We start from the raw sequence: 15889 nt of genomic DNA on the forward strand, positions 1-15889 counted from the left end.
TTGTAGACTCTCGGGACAAGCCCGAGAATGACGGAGGAGAGATTTTCGTCCCGCTCGCCCTTTTAGGAGCCCTGCGAAAGGCAGGTCTTCATCGAGGTGGCGATACCGCGCATCAGATCGAAATAAAGGTCCGGGCCGGCCGTCAGCGTCGCCGCTTCAGGATCGAGCGTGCCGGATTTCGCCGGGGTTCCCTCCGTCACCACAGCCACCAGCTTCGGCTCGAATTGCGGTTCGGCGAAGACGCAGGTGGCGCCCAGTTCCGTCACCTTCTTGTGGATCTGGCTGATCCGGTCGGCGCCGGGCATGGTTTCGGGGCTGACCGTGATAGAGCCGGCCACCGTTACGCCGTAGCGATGTTCGAAATACTGGTAGGCATCGTGAAAGACGATGAAGGGCTTGTCCTTGACGGGTTCGACGGTCGCCTTCAGTTCCGTATCCAGCGCGTCGATCTTTTGCAGCAAGGCCGCCGCATTGGCCTGATAGGTCGCGGCATTTTCCGGATCGGCGGAAACGAGCGTTTTTTCGATCTCGGCGGCGATCGCCTTGGCGTTCATCGGGTCCAGCCACAGATGGGTGTCGAAGGCGCCGTGATCGTGACCCTCATGCCCGTGTCCTTCATGCCCTTCGTCTTCGGCATGTTCATGCTCGTGCTCGCCGTGCTCATGTCCGTGCCCGTCGCCATGGTCATGCGCTTCGAAAGCTCCACCCTCGCGGAAGGGAAGCTTCTCCAGGCCCGGCGCGTCCTCCAGCTCCACAACCGTGGCCTTGCTGCCCAGCGCTTCCAGCGGTTTTTCGAGGAAGGCTTCCATGCCGGGACCGACCCAGAAGATCACCCCGGCCTTCTCCAGATCCCGCGCATTCGAAGGTTTCAGCGTGAAAGTATGCGGGGAGGCCGCGCCATCGACGATCAGCTTCGGCTCGCCCACGCCTTGCATGATCGATGCGACCAGCGAATGGATCGGCTTGATCGAAACAACCACATCGGGAGCGGCGGCGGCGGCGTTTGCGGCGAGGAATGCGGCGGCTGAGGAGAGAAGCAGGAGGGAGGCGTTTTTCATGGCGGGTCTTCCTTGCATGCGGAATGTAATGTTATTACATCAATTGCGTTATGCTATAACGTGTGTCATAGCCGGTGGCAACAGGATGCAGGAAAAAACATGCTGATGAGGAACAAGGCTGCGGCCCGCCGGGACAATGGCCAAGTGCGCGAAGACAAGCTTGTTTCGCTCGACAATGCCGGCATTCGCCGGGATGGCCGCTGGCTTGTCCGTGGGGTCGAATTTTCGATCCGTAAGGGCGAGGTCGTGACTCTGATCGGCCCGAACGGCGCCGGGAAATCCACCACCGCCAAGCTGGCGATCGGCGTTCTTCGCCCGGATGAGGGATCGGTTTCCCGGATGCCAGGGCTCACCATTGGTTATGTGCCGCAGAAGCTCTCCATCGACTGGACCATGCCGCTCACCGTCCGCCGGCTGATGCGGCTGACCGCGCCCTTGCCGGAAAACGAGCTTGCCGCCGCCTTGAGCGCCACCGGCATTCCGCATCTGGCCGAAGCCGAGGTCCGGCATCTTTCCGGCGGCGAGTTTCAGCGTGCGCTACTGGCCCGCGCGATCGCCCGCAAGCCGGATCTGCTGGTGCTGGACGAGCCGGTCCAGGGCGTGGATTTCGCTGGCGAAAGCGCTCTCTACGATCTCATCCGCTCCATTCGGCAGTCGACCGGCTGCGGCATCCTGATGATCTCCCATGACCTGCACATGGTCATGGCCGGCACTGACACGGTGATCTGCCTCAACGGCCATGTCTGCTGYCGCGGCACGCCGGAGGCAGTCAGCCAGAGCAGCGATTACCTGAAGCTTTTCGGCAATACGCGCTCGCTCGCCGTCTACAGCCACCACCACGATCATACCCATCTGCCGGATGGCCGCGTGCTGCACGAGGATGGTTCGATTACCGATCATTGCCATCCGGAAGACGGCCATCACGAGCATGGCGGCCACTCTCACGAACATCACCGCCACGAACATGAGCACCATCATCATGCGCATGCGGAAGAGGGAGAGCGCCGTGCTTGACGATTTCTTCACCCGCGCGCTGGTTGCCGGCATCGGTGTAGCCTTGACCGCCGGGCCGCTCGGCTGCTTCGTCGTCTGGCGGCGCATGGCCTATTTCGGCGATACGATCGCCCATTCCGCGCTGCTCGGCGTCGCGCTTTCGCTGCTGCTGAACGTGAACCTGCTGGTCACCGTTTTCGCCGTGGCGCTGGTGGTCTCGCTGCTTCTCCTGCTCTTACAGCGGCGGCAGACGCTTTCCGCCGACGCGCTGCTCGGCATTCTCTCCCACTCGGCGCTGGCGATCGGCCTCGTGATGGTCGCCTTCATGAGCTGGGTGCGCATCGATCTCATCGCCTTCCTGTTCGGTGACATCCTGGCTGTCACGAAGGCCGATATCGCGCTGATCTGGGGCGGCGGGCTCTTTGTGCTCGCTGCGATCGCCTTTCTCTGGCGGCCGCTCGTCGCCTCGACGGTCAGCGAGGAGGTGGCCGAAGCCGAAGGCCTCAATCCGGAGCGCACGCGGCTCCTCTTCATGCTGCTGATGGCGCTGACGATCGCGATCGCCATGAAGATCGTCGGCATCATGCTGATCACCTCGTTGCTCATCATTCCCGCCGCGACCGCGCGGCGCTTTTCCACCGGGCCCGAAACCATGGCCGTTCTCGCATCCCTGATCGGTGCGCTGGCCGTGGTCGGCGGCCTTTTCGGATCGCTTCATTACGATACGCCTTCCGGCCCCTCCATCGTGGTTGCGGCCCTGATCCTCTTCATTCTGAGCCTGTTCTGGATGGCGGGGAAAAGCGGGACGGAACCGGCCGGCAACAAGGGAGTGCGCTCATGATCGCACCGGCATTGACCAAGAACCAGTCGCTCGTCTTCGAGGTGCTCAATCGCTCCGACGCGCCGATGAGCGCCTACACGATCCTCGATCGGCTGCGCGACCACGGCTTTCGCGCGCCCCTGCAGGTCTACCGGGCTCTCGACAAGCTGCTGGAGTTCGGCCTCGTCCACCGGCTCGAAAGCCTGAACGCCTTCGTCGCCTGTTCGCATGCGCAGAGCGATTGCTGCAGCCGCGGCCATGGCACGGTCGCCTTCGCCATCTGCGAGAGCTGCGGCCACGTCTCCGAATTCCACGACCATGCGGTCGATCATCGCCTCGGCGACTGGGCGAAGGAGAAGGGCTTCAAACCGGCCAAGACCACGATCGAGATCCGCGGGCTCTGCAGCGCCTGCGCGGCCTAGATCTCCCTGAGGTCTTTCGCGTAGCGCTGCCAGTTCGCGACGTAATGATCCGCCGACTGCCGGAGACGGGCAACGGCATCGTCATCCAGCGTGCGGACGACCCGCGCCGGCGAACCGACGATCAGCGAATTGTCCGGAAATTCCTTGCCCTCGGTAATCAGCGCATTGGCGCCGATCAGGCAATTCTTGCCGATCTTCGCCCCGTTCAGGATCGTCGCGCCCATGCCGACCAGCGAATTGTCGCCGATCGTGCAGCCGTGGATGATCGCGTGATGGCCGATGGTGCAGCCTTCGCCGATCGAAACCGGCAGGCCGACATCATTGTGGATCATCACGCCATCCTGGATATTGCTGCGCGCGCCGATGACGATCGGTTCGTTGTCGCCCCGCAAGACGGCCCCGAACCAGATGCCGACATCCTCGCCGAGCTCGACCTTGCCGATGAGCGTGGCGGTGGGCGCGATCCAGCAGCGGCCGGCTTCCGGCAGTTTCGGCTGGTATTCTCCAAGCGCGTAAAGCGGCATGTCTTTCCTCCCGATGCCTTCCGTCTCAGACGACCGTAACCGTCAGCTCGCCGACGCCCTCGACGCCGCAGGCGACCTTGTCGCCGCGCTTGACCGGACCGACGCCGGCGGGCGTGCCGGTCATGATGACGTCGCCGGGCGCGAGCGTGAAGAGCTTCGAAAGCTCGGCGATGATTTCCGGAAGCTTCCAGATCATCTGGTTCAAATTGCCGGACTGCTTGCGCTCGCCGTTGACGTCGAGCCAGACGGCGCCCTGCTGTGGATGGCCGATCTTGGCGGCCGGCACGAGGGCGGAAACGGGCGCGGATTTCTCGAAGGCCTTGGCAACCTCCCACGGCCTTCCCATCTTCTTGGCCTCGGCCTGCCGGTCGCGGCGGGTGAAATCCACGCCGACGCCGTAGCCGTAGACCTTCGACAGCGCCTCTCCGGCCGGGATATTCGCGCCGCCCGCGGCAAGCGCCATCACCAGCTCGACCTCGTAATGCACGTCGGAGGAGAGCGACGGATAGGGGAATTCGGACCCGGCATAGAGGTTGTCGGCGTTCTTCTGGAAGAAGAAGGGCGGCTGGCGCGACGGATCGTGGCCCATCTCGATCGCGTGGTCGGCATAATTGCGGCCGACGCAATAGACCCGGCGCACCGGAAACCGTTCAGTCACGCCTTCGACCGGAAGCAGAACGGGTTCGAGGGCGGGGATCACGGTCGCGAGCATGGGAAACTCCTGGGCAAGGGAAGGGGCAAGGGAAGGGCGGAAAACGACGGCGCCCTTTGTCTCCCAAATCGTGCGCCGATCCTAGCACTTTTTGCGGGGGCGGGGACGAACTGGCGGAGAATTTCCGTTTGCTGTATGAGGGCCGCCAACGAAAGGGTTTGCGATGTACGCAGAGGCACTGGCAACGGGCGGCAAGATTTTCGCCGTTGCCCCGATGATCGACTGGACGGACAGGCACTGCCGGTTTCTTCACCGGCAGATGACGAAGCGCGCGCTCCTCTATACCGAGATGATCGTGGCGGATGCGATCATCCACGGCCCGCGCGAGCGCCTTCTCTCCTATTCGCCGGAAGAGCATCCGGTCGCCCTCCAGCTCGGCGGATCGGACCCGGCAAAGCTCGCCGAGGCGGTGCGGATCGCCGCAGATTACGGCTATGACGAAATCAACCTCAACGTCGGCTGCCCCTCGGATCGGGTGCAGAGCGGCACTTTCGGCGCCTGCCTGATGCGCGAGCCGCAGCTGGTGGCGGACTGCGTGACGGCGATGCGCAAGGTGGCGGCCGTGCCGGTGACGGTGAAATGCCGCATCGGCGTGGACGACCAGGAGCCTGAAACCGTGCTGCCGGATTTTCTCGCCCGGGTGATCGCCGCCGGGGCCGACGCGGTCTGGGTGCATGCCCGCAAGGCCTGGCTGCAGGGGCTTTCGCCGAAGGAGAACCGCGAAATCCCGCCGCTCGACTATGATCTCGTCCACCGCGTGAAGCGCGAGAACCCGTCGGTCTTCCTCGGCATCAACGGCGGCATCGCCGATCTGGATGAGGCAGCCGGACATCTCGCCCATATGGACGGGGTGATGCTTGGCCGCGCCGCCTATCAGAATGCCGGACTGCTGGTGGGCGTGGACGAATTGCTGGAGGTTGGTGGACCCGGAGGGACTCGAACCCCCAATGACATCGACTGGCTGGCGCTGCGCGACGCGATGATGGCCTATGCGGAAAGCGTGATGGCCTCCGGCGGGCGGCTGCATCATGTGACGCGCCACATGGTGGGCCTCTTCCAGGGCTTTGCCGGCGCGCGCCGCTTCCGCCAGATCCTCTCCGCCGAGGCGACCAGGCCGGGCGCGGGGCCGGAAGTGATCGCCGCCGCCTTCGCGGCCGTGGACCTCGGCTCCGATCCGAAGGCTTCTGACTTGAAGGCTGGCGAGACGAAGCTGGCGGGGTGAGGAACGTCCGCGCAGCGGAGCAATCGATCGAGTGAATCGATTGCAGCGACGAACGCCCGGAGCGAGAGCGAGGGGCCGGCCGCTACCTCTCAAGGATGGCCCGTGTTCCGTCTCCGCCGCCATTCCTCGAAACGCGGGCGGTGCTCGGCCGGCAGCTCGGAGCGGACGAGCTCGATCGCCGCATCCCGCAGCGCGCGGCGCTCTGGATCGGGCGGGGCGAAATCCGGCAGTTGCGCGGACTGGTACCGCTGGACCACCGCCAGGACTTCCGCATAGAGCGCATCGAAGGCGGCGCGCTGCGGGCCGGTGAGGTTGCGGAGGCAGCAGGGCTCGCCGCTCTTCCTGAAATGCCAATAGCATGCGTTCCTGCGGCGGCAGTCGCGGCGCCGGCAGACCTTGTGCGGCAGGGCGAGCATCTCGGCGCAGCGCGACATCAGGCGGGAATTGACGGGAAGGGGTGTCGGGTCGGTCATGGGGGGGCTCCGTTTGGGATGTGGTGAAACCGAAAACCGCTCACCCCCTCACCAACAAAATCTACGACTTAGCTGCGCTAAGATCGTGATTTTGTAACCTCTCCCGCCAAGGGAGAGGTAAACCCGCGGCGGTGCCTCGCTCTATCTCTCCCCTGGCGGGAGAGAAAGCAATTTCGGCATCTTAGCCGAAGGCTCAAATGCCAGAAATTGCAAGTGAGGGGGTCGTGAGGACGCAATGCGGCCTTGGCGATCGTCGGGTCTTTCCTCGGGTTGAACCCGAGGACCGCTCGCCCGAGGGCGAGGGCTGTAGTCATCCTCGGGCTTGACCCGAGGATCGGACGGGGCGCTGAAAGCTGCCTCTTAAGTTTTAGTTTAGGTGACACCTCTCAGCGCCCCGTTCGGCGGTTTATGCCCGCGACTTCGGCCTCTCTGCCGTGGCCGCGCAAGGGACATTAAGGCTAAGGGTTTGCCGTTTCCGGACGGACCACCCCGCGCCACCCATTCACTGACGCCACCATGTGTGCCGCACAGGCACGCCCGGCGCGCTCTTTCGGGCATCAAGAGACGACGAGCCGGTCCGAAACCCGTCATCTCTCCCCGTGTCGCCGGAGGGAGACCATTTTCCGCGAACCCGGATCATGAGGTTTTGCGTCCTACCCTCATGACCCGCGCCGGTTCCGCCTCGCCGGCACGCCTGCCGGTGTATCCGCGACGGAACGGGGCAATTGTAGGCACGGGTTCGGAAAGCGGGGATGAAAGGGGATGAAATTTCCCGCAAGTGCCTGATCGGAAAGGAGCGGCCGCGCGGGATCGTCCCCGCTTTGGGCAGGGCGGGCGGAAGCCGCTTGAATGGGAAAGGTCAGGCGTTGCGGGCCGAAACCCTGTTCCGGGTGCCGGAATGGCTAGCGCAGCGCGGCGCCCAGCTTCTGCTGGACGAGCTCGGCGCTACCGCGGACATAGAGCGCATGCGGCTTGCCGCCCGTGCTGGTGATGGCCATGGCGACGATCGAGACGCCCTCCTCGAAGGGCGTGACATAGAGCACCTGCGCGGGATTGATGTAGACATCCTGGTTGTGGGTGTTCTTGAAGCCGATCAGCGCCATCCGTCTCTCCTTTCGCGATGCGTGGGCGAGGTATAGCGGAGCGTGGGTTGATGGAGCGTTAGCGGGGGTGAGGAGATGCCTCTTCGCGAGGCATGCCATCCTAGGCGCCACACAGTTTAGGCGCGATGGAAGCCAAGCATATTTATGAACTGAGAATAAATGGTATCCACATCTTTCATTCTCGCATTGGTTGCTTTAAGTACTTGATGATGCAAATGTATGCGACTTAAGGGTAATTTATAGGGATGGCTGATGCCCGAAGAACTGGAAGTTTTGCCAGAGAGCATTGATAGTGATGCTTTGCAGTCGCTGAAAGCGTCTCAGATGCCAAAACCTAAAGAGATAGACATTGCGTTTTTCTCTCACAAACTTCGGAAAAGTACGCGGTTAGTTGGTAATAAGCTGGAGCAAAATTTTCTAAAGGCTCGGCGCGATTGGATGGAATTCAGTTTTGTAGAGCTGATTTACATCACAGATATTACAGTTTATGCGTCGGGATATGAGAATTATCATGAGATTGAATTAAGCTATATTGATTTTTTATCGAGTAATACCTCTGTTAAGTATGCAAAATATAAAGATGGCGCCTTCCGTTTTGCGTTGAACGCATTTGTCGGCGGATTCGGACTACGTCCCACGGAGTCATGGTTCAAAAACTCAAAGCTTACTAGCATCGACGTCCGAGGAGTGGAGCAGCGCAGCTTTGGCGATGTAATCTCTGTGATGGCTGACCTAAACTCAGAGGTCAATGCCGTGGAAACGCATCTCGACCAATATCTCTCGCGCGCTGTTGCAGCAGACGTTAAATATGTCGCACTTACTACGAAGCTTGAGAAGATTGCGTCCGAAATCAGTGAGAAAGAGGACAGTCTTGCTGGAATAAATGAGGAAATTACCTCCGAGAATATTAAGCTCGATGAGGCGAAGAAGCTGCTGGCGATAAATGAATCCGTTAAGAGAAATGTTGATTCACAAGTGCAGGATGCAAGACAAAATCTGGAGAGCTTGAGTTCGAGATCGGTTAATTTGGCAAACGATATACAAGAGAAGGAAGCCAGACTAAGAAGCCTTCAGAATGATATAAATCTATTTCCAACGGAAATATCCGGATATGTGACCCAGGGTGCTAAGAATGTAAAGTCATATGCATGGCTATGTGCGATTCCGCTATTAGTAATAGTATTTGTTACGTGGAGACTTTTTTCAAATTCCGAAAAAATACTTGATTATAGCGTATTTGGAGATAAGCCTGTATTGGAATTCTTGCTATCGAGGGTGCCATATGTGGTGATATCGTTCGCGGTGCTTGCCGTTTGTTATACGTTGTTAAATCGATTGATCAGCGAGATAATTGGTATAAACAGAAGAAGACAAGATTTATTTAAAATAAGTATAATTGCCACAGATGTCTCCTATGCTTCCCAGCACGGGTTAGAGATATCTGACGAAACAGCATATAACCTGCGAACTGAAACAAAGATGGAGCTTTTGAAGGAGCATCTTCGTCAACATATCGGTGATGAGTTTATTTATAACCCTAAAGGAAGTTTATTTCATAAGCTTAGTAGCCTCGTTTCCAAGCAAGTCGCTGACGAGGAGTCAGCAGGTGATCAACAGAGCACCTAGCTAGGTTGAACGGTAGTCTCTCCTCGTCATTCCGGGTCGGGGTTGCAAAGAGAAGAGACCTTTGCCCTGCCTTTACTCGCCGGGTCCTCGTAGTAACCCGCGTCGATGTTGCCGCGAGTGACGGAGCGAGGGGCGTTTTATCCCCCTCATCCGCCCTTCGGGCACCTTCTCCCCGAGGGGAGAAGGTAAGTTGCCGCGCTCGCGCCATTCCTCCTCTTCCCTTGGGGAGAGGGTCGCCGAGCGAAGCGGAGGCGGGGTGAGGGGGCTGCGGCTTGTGAAGAGGGGGCTTGTGCGCTACCGCCCCGGCCGCCCGGTCTTCCCCTTCGTCCGGCCCCTGCGCTTCTGCTCGCCGGAATCCTCGTAGGAGCCGGCGCCGATCCTGCCGCGGACGAGGGGGCGAGGGTCGTCGCTGGGTCCTCGGGTCTCGCTGCGCTCGCCCGAGGATGACGAAGGAGAAGTTGAACCCGAGGATGACGACGGAGAAGTTGAGCCCGAGGATGGCGAAGGAGAGATGGGCGTTTCGCCGCGCTTCTTCGTGCCGATCGTTTCCGCCGGGCGGTCGGGCAGCTTGCCGGTGACGGGCTTTTCCGTGCGGCCGACGGTCATCTCGTCTAATGTATTCTTTCTGAACAACGAGCGCTCGGGCCCTTCGCTTTCGCTCCGGGCGTTCGTCGCTGCAATCGATTCACTGGATCGATTGCTCTGCTGCGCAGACCGCTCCTCACTCTTGCGGAAGAGGGACGCTTTCGCGGGCTCGGCGATGTCGCGGCCCATGTCGTCCAGCGAGGGTTTGGCGAAGAGGGATTTGCCTGGCGCGCCTTTTGCCGGCCCGTCGCTTTGGCTCCGGGCATTCGGCGCTGCAATCGATTCACTGGATCGATTGCTCCGCTCCGCGGACCGCGCCTCATCCCTTGCAATCGGGTCGTCCATGACCGCCAGTTCGGCGGCCTTGAGGCGCTTGATCTCGTCGCGCAGGCGGGCGGCCTTTTCGAAGTCGAGGTCGGCGGCGGCGTCGCGCATGGATTTTTCCAGCGCGTTGAGATGGGCCTGCAGGTTGTTGCCGACCAGGTGGCCGCCATCCGCAAAGCCCTTGCCGGCGGCGCCGGAGATATCGGCGCGGACATGGTCGCGCTCGTAGACGGAGTCGAGGATATCGGAGATGCGGGCCTTCACCGATTCCGGCGTGATGCCGTTGGCGGCGTTGTATTCCATCTGCTTTTCGCGGCGGCGGGCGGTCTCGTCCATGGCGCGCTGCATCGAGCCGGTAATATTGTCCGCATAGAGGATGACCTTGCCGTCGACGTTACGCGCGGCGCGGCCGATCGTCTGGATGAGCGAGGTTTCGGAGCGCAGGAAACCTTCCTTGTCGGCATCGAGGATGGCGACGAAGCCGCATTCGGGAATGTCGAGGCCCTCGCGCAGCAGGTTGATGCCGACGAGGCAGTCGAAGGCGCCGAGGCGGAGGTCGCGGATGATCTCGATGCGCTCCAGCGTGTCGATATCGCTATGCATGTACCGCACGCGAATACCCTGTTCGTGCAGGTATTCGGTGAGGTCTTCGGCCATGCGCTTGGTGAGCACGGTGCAGAGCGTGCGGTAGCCCTTGGCGGCGGTCTCGCGGATCTCGCCGAGCACGTCGTCCACCTGGGAACGCGCCGATCGGACCTCGACGGGCGGGTCGATGAGGCCGGTCGGGCGGATGACCTGTTCGGCGAAGACCCCGCCGGACTGTTCCATCTCCCAGCCGCCGGGCGTGGCGGAGACCGCGATGGTCTGCGGCCGCATGGCGTCCCATTCCTCGAAGCGGAGCGGGCGGTTGTCCATGCAGGAGGGCAGGCGGAAGCCGTATTCGGCCAGCGTCGCCTTGCGGCGGAAGTCGCCGCGGTACATGCCGCCGATCTGCGGCACGGTGACGTGGCTCTCGTCGATGAAGATCAGCGCGTTGTCCGGAATGTATTCGAACAGGGTGGGCGGCGGCTCGCCGGGTTTGCGGCCGGTGAGATAGCGCGAATAGTTCTCGATGCCGGCGCAGGAGCCGGTCGCCTCCAGCATTTCCACGTCGTAGCGGGTGCGCTGCTCGAGGCGCTGGGCCTCCAGCAGGCGGCCGGCCTTTTCGAGCTCCGCGAGGCGCAGTTTCAGCTCTTCCTTGATCGCCTTGATGGCGCCATTGAGCGTGGGGCGGGGCGTCACATAGTGCGAATTGGCGTAGATCTTCACCGATTTCAGGTCGCCGGTCTTCTGGCCGGTCAGCGGATCGAACTCGGTGATCGCATCGATCTCGTCGCCGAACATGGAGATGCGCCAGGCCGCGTCTTCCAGGTGGGCGGGGAAGATTTCGATCGTGTCGCCCCGGACGCGGAAGGAGCCGCGGGTGAAATCCATGTCGCGGCGCTTGTACTGCTGGGCGACGAGGTCGGCCAGCAGCTGGCGCTGGTCGAGCCGGTCGCCGACCGACATCTGGAAGGTCATGGCGGTATAGGTCTCGACCGAGCCGATACCGTAGATGCAGGAGACGGAGGCGACGATGATGCAGTCGTCGCGCTCCAGCACGGCGCGGGTGGCCGAGTGGCGCATGCGGTCGATCTGCTCGTTGATCGACGATTCCTTCTCGATATAGGTATCGGAGCGCGGGACGTAGGCCTCCGGCTGGTAGTAGTCGTAATAGGAGACGAAATATTCGACCGCGTTGTTCGGGAAGAAGTTCTTGAACTCCGAATAGAGCTGCGCGGCGAGCGTCTTGTTGGGGGCGAGGATGACGGCGGGGCGCTGCGTCGCCTCGATCACCTTGGCCATGGTGAAGGTCTTGCCCGAGCCGGTGACGCCGAGCAGGACCTGGGAGCGGTCACCGGAATTGATGCCTTCCACGAGGTCGGCGATGGCCGTTGGCTGGTCGCCGGAGGGCTTGTAGTCGGTGACCATCTGGATCGGAATGCCGCCCTCGGATTTTTCCGGCCGGGCGGGGCGGTGCGGCGTCCACAGCTTGCCGTCCTTGAACAGCGGGTTGCCGCTCTCGATGAGTTTCGACAGAGCTTCGACCGTGGCGGTGACGGCGCCGGGGGCGAGGTTCTTGGCGTCCTCCAGGCTGACGTCGAGGCCGGCGACCGGATTGAGCCCGGCGCGGGCGCGCGTCTTCGGATCGGACGATCCGCCGACGGAGACGCCGCGGGCCGTCTTGCCGGCCACCGCCTTCCTGTCGACCTTGCCCGATGCCTTCGAAGCATCGATCTCCACCTTCTTGCGGTGCTTGCCGGCCTTGGAAGCGATCTCGCGCTGCGTCTCGACGGAGGAGGCCTCCGCATCGGCCTCGAGCTGCTTCACCCAGTCGGACACGGAGCCGCTGAGGGGGGCGCCTTCGAAGGACGACTGCGGGGCTTCCTCGAAGCCATTCGGGGCGGGGGATTTCTTCGGAGATTTGGCCATGCGCGGAATATGGAGAGAGTCACCGCGAAAGGGAAGGGGGCGCGATCACGAAACAGGTACAAAAGGGAAACAAATCCGCGCGCGAGGCAATGCCGCAGTTGCGTCCGGCCATGGCTCCGGTGTAGTCCGGCCGGAGCGGGAAATTTCCAAAAATGCTTCCCCGCCCCATTTTCGCCTTTCGATTTGTTACGGTCGGTTACAATTGCTTGATGCCGCAAAATAGCCACATTTAATCGAGGCTTCTGCCACATTCCTCCGCAATCCTTAACCCTCCGCGAACTCGAATCCTCTGGCAATCAAAATAGACAGGTGACATCGATGGGGCTTATCGTCCCGACCATGGCGGCGATCCGCTACGGCTACGGCCTCCGCGCCGGCGAAGACCCGGTAGCGGGTCCTGACGACCTCATGAAGCAGGTGCGTCAGGGCCTGGCCGAAAAGCCGCGTTTTCCGCGGGAAGGCCTGACCGGCCGGCGCGAGACGATCGGCAAGATCCTGTCTGTGCGGGCGGCCGAGGCGAAGGCCGCGCAAGGGGGCAAGCCCAATCCCGAGCTGCGCCGCGAGACCGAGCGCGAGGCCCAGCAGATCTACCAGCGCGACGCGATGGCGCGGATCGCCCAGACGGTCGATTCTCCCAATGGCTTCTATGAAAGGCTGGTCGCCTTCTGGGCGGGGCATTTCGCCACCAGCGCCGCGAAATCCTTCCTGATGCGGATGGTCGTGCCGCTGCACGAGGTGGAGGCGATCCGGCCGAATGTGGGCGGAAGCTTCCGCGATCTCCTGGGTGCGGCGATCCTCCACCCGGCCATGCTGATCTATCTCGACCAGAACCGCTCCGTCGGTCCCGAATCGCCGGTGGGTCAGAAGACGGAAAGAGGCCTGAACGAGAACCTCGGCCGCGAGCTTCTGGAACTGCACACGCTCGGCGCCGACGGCGGATACGGGCAGGGCGACGTGCGCGCCGCCGCTTTGATCCTGACCGGGCTGACCGTGGATACGCGCACGCTGGAGGTGACCTATCGCCGCCGGCTCGCCGAACCGGGCGCCATCACCCTGCTGGGGAAGACCTATGGCGAGGAAGGCCAACCGGAAAACGATCATCTGGCCATGCTCGACGATCTCGCCGCCAATCCGCAGACGGCGCGCCACATCTGCCGCAAGCTCGTGGCGCACTTCATCGCCGACGACCCGCCGGCCGAAGTGATAGAAGCCATGGTGGCGGCCTGGGGGGCAAGCAATGGCGACCTGATGGCGGTCTACCGTGCCATGCTGGATCACCCCCGCGCCTGGACGGAGGAGGGCCGCAAGGTGAAGCAGCCTTTCGAGTTCATCGTCTCGGGTTTCCGGGCGCTCGGCGTGCCGGACAAGGATTTCTCCGAGCTTCTGCGCGAGGCCGAAGCCGAGGAGGACGAGGAAGAGGAAGGCGCGATGGCCGCGCAGGCCGACGAGGGCGAGGGAAGGCGCGGCCGGTCGCTGGCGCGCGTCCTCACCATCGGCGCGCTCCGGCGCATGGGGCAGCCGGTCTGGCAGCCGCCGAGCCCGGCGGGCTTTCCCGACGACGCGGCCACCTGGGTCTCGCCGAGCCAGGTGAGCGAGCGGATCGCCTGGGCGCGGATGGCGGCCGAGACGCTCGGCCGCACCGCGCAGCCGGCCGATCTCCTGCGGGCAGCACTCGCCGACGCTGCGCGCGAGGATACGATCCGGCTGGTGGAACAGGCGCCCAGCAGGGCGCATGGGCTGACCATGGTGTTCGCCTCGCCCGAGTTCAACAGGAGATGACCAATGGCCGATAGCAAGAATTTCCTGCTGTCCCGGCGCGGCTTTCTGGCCGGCGCCTGCTGCGCCGCCGCCGCTCCCGTCCTGACGCCCGTGACCTTCGCGGCCATGCCAGGGGAGCGCCGCTTCGTGACCATCATTCTGCGCGGCGCGATGGACGGGCTCGATTTCGTGCAGCCCTATGCCGACCCGGCCTTTGCGGCGCTGCGGCCGAAGCTTGCCGTGACGCCCGATGCCGGGCTCCTCGATCTCGACGGATTTTTCGGGCTCAACCCCGTCGCCTCGGCGCTGATGCCGCTCTGGCAGACACGCGAGCTTTCATTCGCCCATGCGGTCTCGACACCCTATCGCAATCAGCGCAGCCATTTCGACGGCCAGGACATGCTGGAAACCGGCGGTAACGGCAAGGGCGAGCGCAGCGGCTGGCTGAACCGCGCCATCGGCGTGATCCCCCGTTCGGAAGCGCGCAAGGCGATCGACGTCAGCACCTCGATGGAGCTGATCCTTTCAGGCCCGAACGCCGCCGATTCCTGGTCGGCGCAGTCCGATTTCGCGCTTGCGGACGACGAGATCGCCTTTCTCGAACAGCTCTATGCGAGCGACGAGGCCTTTTCCCGCGCGCTTGCCGAGGCGAGGAATGCCGATGCCGCCGCCGATATCCTCAATTCCGGGGGCAGGGCGCGCGCCAAGGTGGCGGATATCGCACGCCTTGCCGGCGGCATGCTGAGGAACGAATACCGGATCGCCAGCTTCTCCATCAACGGCTGGGATACGCATGCGGGCCAGAAGGCGCAGTTCGCCCGCGCTGCCGGCGATCTGGCGACGGCGATCACGACCCTGAAGGAAACGCTTGGGCCCGAGGCCTGGAGTCAGACCGTGGTGTTGGCGCTGACCGAGTTCGGCCGCACGGCGCGCGAGAACGGCAGCGGCGGCACCGACCACGGCACCGGTGGGCTGGCGATCATTGCCGGTGGCGGTTTCCCTGGCGGCAAGGTGCTGGGACAGTGGCCGGGACTTGCCGACGACAAGCTGCTGGACGGCCGCGACCTGATGCCGACCGGCGACGTGCGCGAAGTGGCCGCCGCCATGCTGTTCCGCCAGTTCGGCGTCACGCCGGAGGACCTGACGGGCAAGGTCTTCCCTGGGCTGGCATTCGACCGCGCCTCGATTTATCTGAGGGGGTAGGGGGCAATCGGTTAGCAGCGCCGAAGTCGCTTGGTTTCAGGGGGCGAATTTGAAACTAATACCATAGACGAGTGTAAAGCAGTCATTGCTTCGGAAATAATACTACCGATATTCACCCGGCTCTCGCTCTCAAGGGAATATTCACTGGAGAATCATGCAATAAAACGTTTATTTATCGCGTGTGATTCCCTGGGGGTAGTTGTGCGCATTTCCAGCATGAAATTAACTAAGTTTCGCCGCTTCGCGAGCTTAGAAATCAAGGATATTCCATCGTCTGCCCGACTAGTAGTTCTGGCTGGCCCAAATGGTTCAGGCAAGTCATCTCTTTTTGACGCTTTGTTGCTTCGGTATAGGCTCGATTCCGGTTTCGGGGGCAGCAGCGACAGTGGATATTACAATCGTTCAGGTGACTCTAATCCGGATCCGGCCAGTAGGATCGTGATTCAGCCTCACGATGGTGGTGAACTGCCCCCCATTTCGACCGGACAGTCGGCATAAGCAGAAAGGCTCAAGCCCAGGCTTGAGGACAAGCTTATGTCTAACGAGTATCGACGC

The 15889-nt window shown here is 62.3% G+C and carries 14 protein-coding genes; 8 read left to right on the forward strand and 6 right to left on the reverse strand.

From position 1 onward, the window contains the following. Positions 1–62 precede the first annotated feature (62 nt). Entirely contained in the window at positions 63–1058 is a 996-nt protein-coding gene (gene znuA / locus LCM4573_RS24485; RefSeq protein WP_071009179.1) for a zinc ABC transporter substrate-binding protein ZnuA, read from the reverse strand. A 99-nt stretch (positions 1059–1157) separates the two neighbouring features. Between znuA and LCM4573_RS24490 the strand changes: the two genes are divergently transcribed. The 3 genes from LCM4573_RS24490 to LCM4573_RS24500 are packed head-to-tail and all read left to right on the forward strand — an operon-like array spanning position 1158 to position 3293. After that, positions 1158–2072 carry a metal ABC transporter ATP-binding protein gene (locus tag LCM4573_RS24490; RefSeq protein ID WP_071009180.1) on the forward strand — a complete coding sequence of 305 codons (915 nt, stop codon included), beginning with the start codon at positions 1158–1160 and terminating at the stop codon, positions 2070–2072. Continuing rightward, positions 2065–2892 (forward strand): zinc ABC transporter permease subunit ZnuB, encoded by an 828-nt coding sequence (gene znuB / locus LCM4573_RS24495; protein ID WP_071009234.1) that lies wholly within the window; start codon positions 2065–2067, stop codon positions 2890–2892. The genes LCM4573_RS24490 and znuB overlap by 8 nt, the downstream gene beginning before the upstream one ends. Further along, positions 2889–3293, forward strand: coding sequence for a Fur family transcriptional regulator (locus LCM4573_RS24500; RefSeq protein ID WP_071009181.1), 405 nt, complete (start codon positions 2889–2891; stop codon positions 3291–3293). The genes znuB and LCM4573_RS24500 overlap by 4 nt, the downstream gene beginning before the upstream one ends. Here LCM4573_RS24500 and LCM4573_RS24505 read toward each other — a convergent pair. Both LCM4573_RS24505 and LCM4573_RS24510 read right to left on the reverse strand, forming a co-directional pair. After that, positions 3290–3817: a gamma carbonic anhydrase family protein gene (locus tag LCM4573_RS24505; RefSeq protein ID WP_071009182.1), complete on the reverse strand. Its 528-nt coding sequence runs from the start codon at positions 3815–3817 to the stop codon at positions 3290–3292. The genes LCM4573_RS24500 and LCM4573_RS24505 overlap by 4 nt on opposite strands. A 25-nt stretch (positions 3818–3842) precedes the next feature. After that, the gene (locus LCM4573_RS24510; protein WP_071009183.1) at positions 3843–4529 is read right to left on the reverse strand and encodes a fumarylacetoacetate hydrolase family protein; all 687 of its coding nucleotides are present in this window, start codon (positions 4527–4529) and stop codon (positions 3843–3845) included. A 163-nt stretch (positions 4530–4692) separates the two neighbouring features. Here LCM4573_RS24510 and dusA point away from each other — a divergent pair, with 163 nt between their 5' ends. Continuing rightward, positions 4693–5751, forward strand: coding sequence for a tRNA dihydrouridine(20/20a) synthase DusA (gene dusA / locus LCM4573_RS24515; RefSeq protein WP_071009184.1), 1059 nt, complete (start codon positions 4693–4695; stop codon positions 5749–5751). Positions 5752–5840: 89 nt separating this feature from the next. Here the strand turns inward: dusA and LCM4573_RS24520 are convergent, their stop codons facing one another. After that, entirely contained in the window at positions 5841–6224 is a 384-nt protein-coding gene (locus tag LCM4573_RS24520) for a hypothetical protein (protein ID WP_071009185.1), read from the reverse strand. Positions 6225–7126: 902 nt separating this feature from the next. After that, positions 7127–7327: a hypothetical protein gene (locus LCM4573_RS24525; protein ID WP_071009186.1), complete on the reverse strand. Its 201-nt coding sequence runs from the start codon at positions 7325–7327 to the stop codon at positions 7127–7129. 252 nt (positions 7328–7579) lie between these two features. Between LCM4573_RS24525 and LCM4573_RS24530 the strand changes: the two genes are divergently transcribed. Continuing rightward, positions 7580–8953 (forward strand): hypothetical protein, encoded by a 1374-nt coding sequence (locus LCM4573_RS24530; protein ID WP_071009187.1) that lies wholly within the window; start codon positions 7580–7582, stop codon positions 8951–8953. A gap of 294 nt (positions 8954–9247) precedes the next feature. Here the strand turns inward: LCM4573_RS24530 and uvrB are convergent, their stop codons facing one another. After that, the gene (gene uvrB, locus LCM4573_RS24535) at positions 9248–12373 is read right to left on the reverse strand and encodes an excinuclease ABC subunit UvrB (RefSeq protein ID WP_071009188.1); all 3126 of its coding nucleotides are present in this window, start codon (positions 12371–12373) and stop codon (positions 9248–9250) included. A 318-nt stretch (positions 12374–12691) separates the two neighbouring features. Here uvrB and LCM4573_RS24540 point away from each other — a divergent pair, with 318 nt between their 5' ends. The 3 genes from LCM4573_RS24540 (at position 12692) to LCM4573_RS28980 (ending at position 15832) form a co-directional block, all read left to right on the forward strand. Then, entirely contained in the window at positions 12692–14152 is a 1461-nt protein-coding gene (locus tag LCM4573_RS24540; RefSeq protein ID WP_071009189.1) for a DUF1800 family protein, read from the forward strand. Between the two features lie 3 nt (positions 14153–14155). Continuing rightward, positions 14156–15334, forward strand: coding sequence for a DUF1501 domain-containing protein (locus LCM4573_RS24545; protein ID WP_071009190.1), 1179 nt, complete (start codon positions 14156–14158; stop codon positions 15332–15334). A gap of 216 nt (positions 15335–15550) precedes the next feature. Continuing rightward, positions 15551–15832, forward strand: coding sequence for an AAA family ATPase (locus LCM4573_RS28980; RefSeq protein ID WP_116285720.1), 282 nt, complete (start codon positions 15551–15553; stop codon positions 15830–15832). Positions 15833–15889 lie beyond the last annotated feature (57 nt).

It is taken from the genome of Rhizobium sp. LCM 4573, assembly GCF_001854865.1.
In the GTDB taxonomy this organism is placed as follows: Bacteria; Pseudomonadota; Alphaproteobacteria; order Rhizobiales; family Rhizobiaceae; genus Neorhizobium.

Coding starts and splice junctions, on each gene's coding strand:
- znuA (WP_071009179.1), bottom strand. CDS start 1,058: ATGAAAAACGCCTCCCTCCTGCTTCTCTCCTCAGCCGCCGCATTCCTC.
- LCM4573_RS24500 (WP_071009181.1), top strand. CDS start 2,889: ATGATCGCACCGGCATTGACCAAGAACCAGTCGCTCGTCTTCGAGGTG.
- LCM4573_RS24505 (WP_071009182.1), bottom strand. CDS start 3,817: ATGCCGCTTTACGCGCTTGGAGAATACCAGCCGAAACTGCCGGAAGCC.
- LCM4573_RS24510 (WP_071009183.1), bottom strand. CDS start 4,529: ATGCTCGCGACCGTGATCCCCGCCCTCGAACCCGTTCTGCTTCCGGTC.
- dusA (WP_071009184.1), top strand. CDS start 4,693: ATGTACGCAGAGGCACTGGCAACGGGCGGCAAGATTTTCGCCGTTGCC.
- LCM4573_RS24520 (WP_071009185.1), bottom strand. CDS start 6,224: ATGACCGACCCGACACCCCTTCCCGTCAATTCCCGCCTGATGTCGCGC.
- LCM4573_RS24525 (WP_071009186.1), bottom strand. CDS start 7,327: ATGGCGCTGATCGGCTTCAAGAACACCCACAACCAGGATGTCTACATC.
- LCM4573_RS24530 (WP_071009187.1), top strand. CDS start 7,580: ATGCCCGAAGAACTGGAAGTTTTGCCAGAGAGCATTGATAGTGATGCT.
- uvrB (WP_071009188.1), bottom strand. CDS start 12,373: ATGGCCAAATCTCCGAAGAAATCCCCCGCCCCGAATGGCTTCGAGGAA.
- LCM4573_RS24540 (WP_071009189.1), top strand. CDS start 12,692: ATGGGGCTTATCGTCCCGACCATGGCGGCGATCCGCTACGGCTACGGC.
- LCM4573_RS24545 (WP_071009190.1), top strand. CDS start 14,156: ATGGCCGATAGCAAGAATTTCCTGCTGTCCCGGCGCGGCTTTCTGGCC.
- LCM4573_RS28980 (WP_116285720.1), top strand. CDS start 15,551: ATGAAATTAACTAAGTTTCGCCGCTTCGCGAGCTTAGAAATCAAGGAT.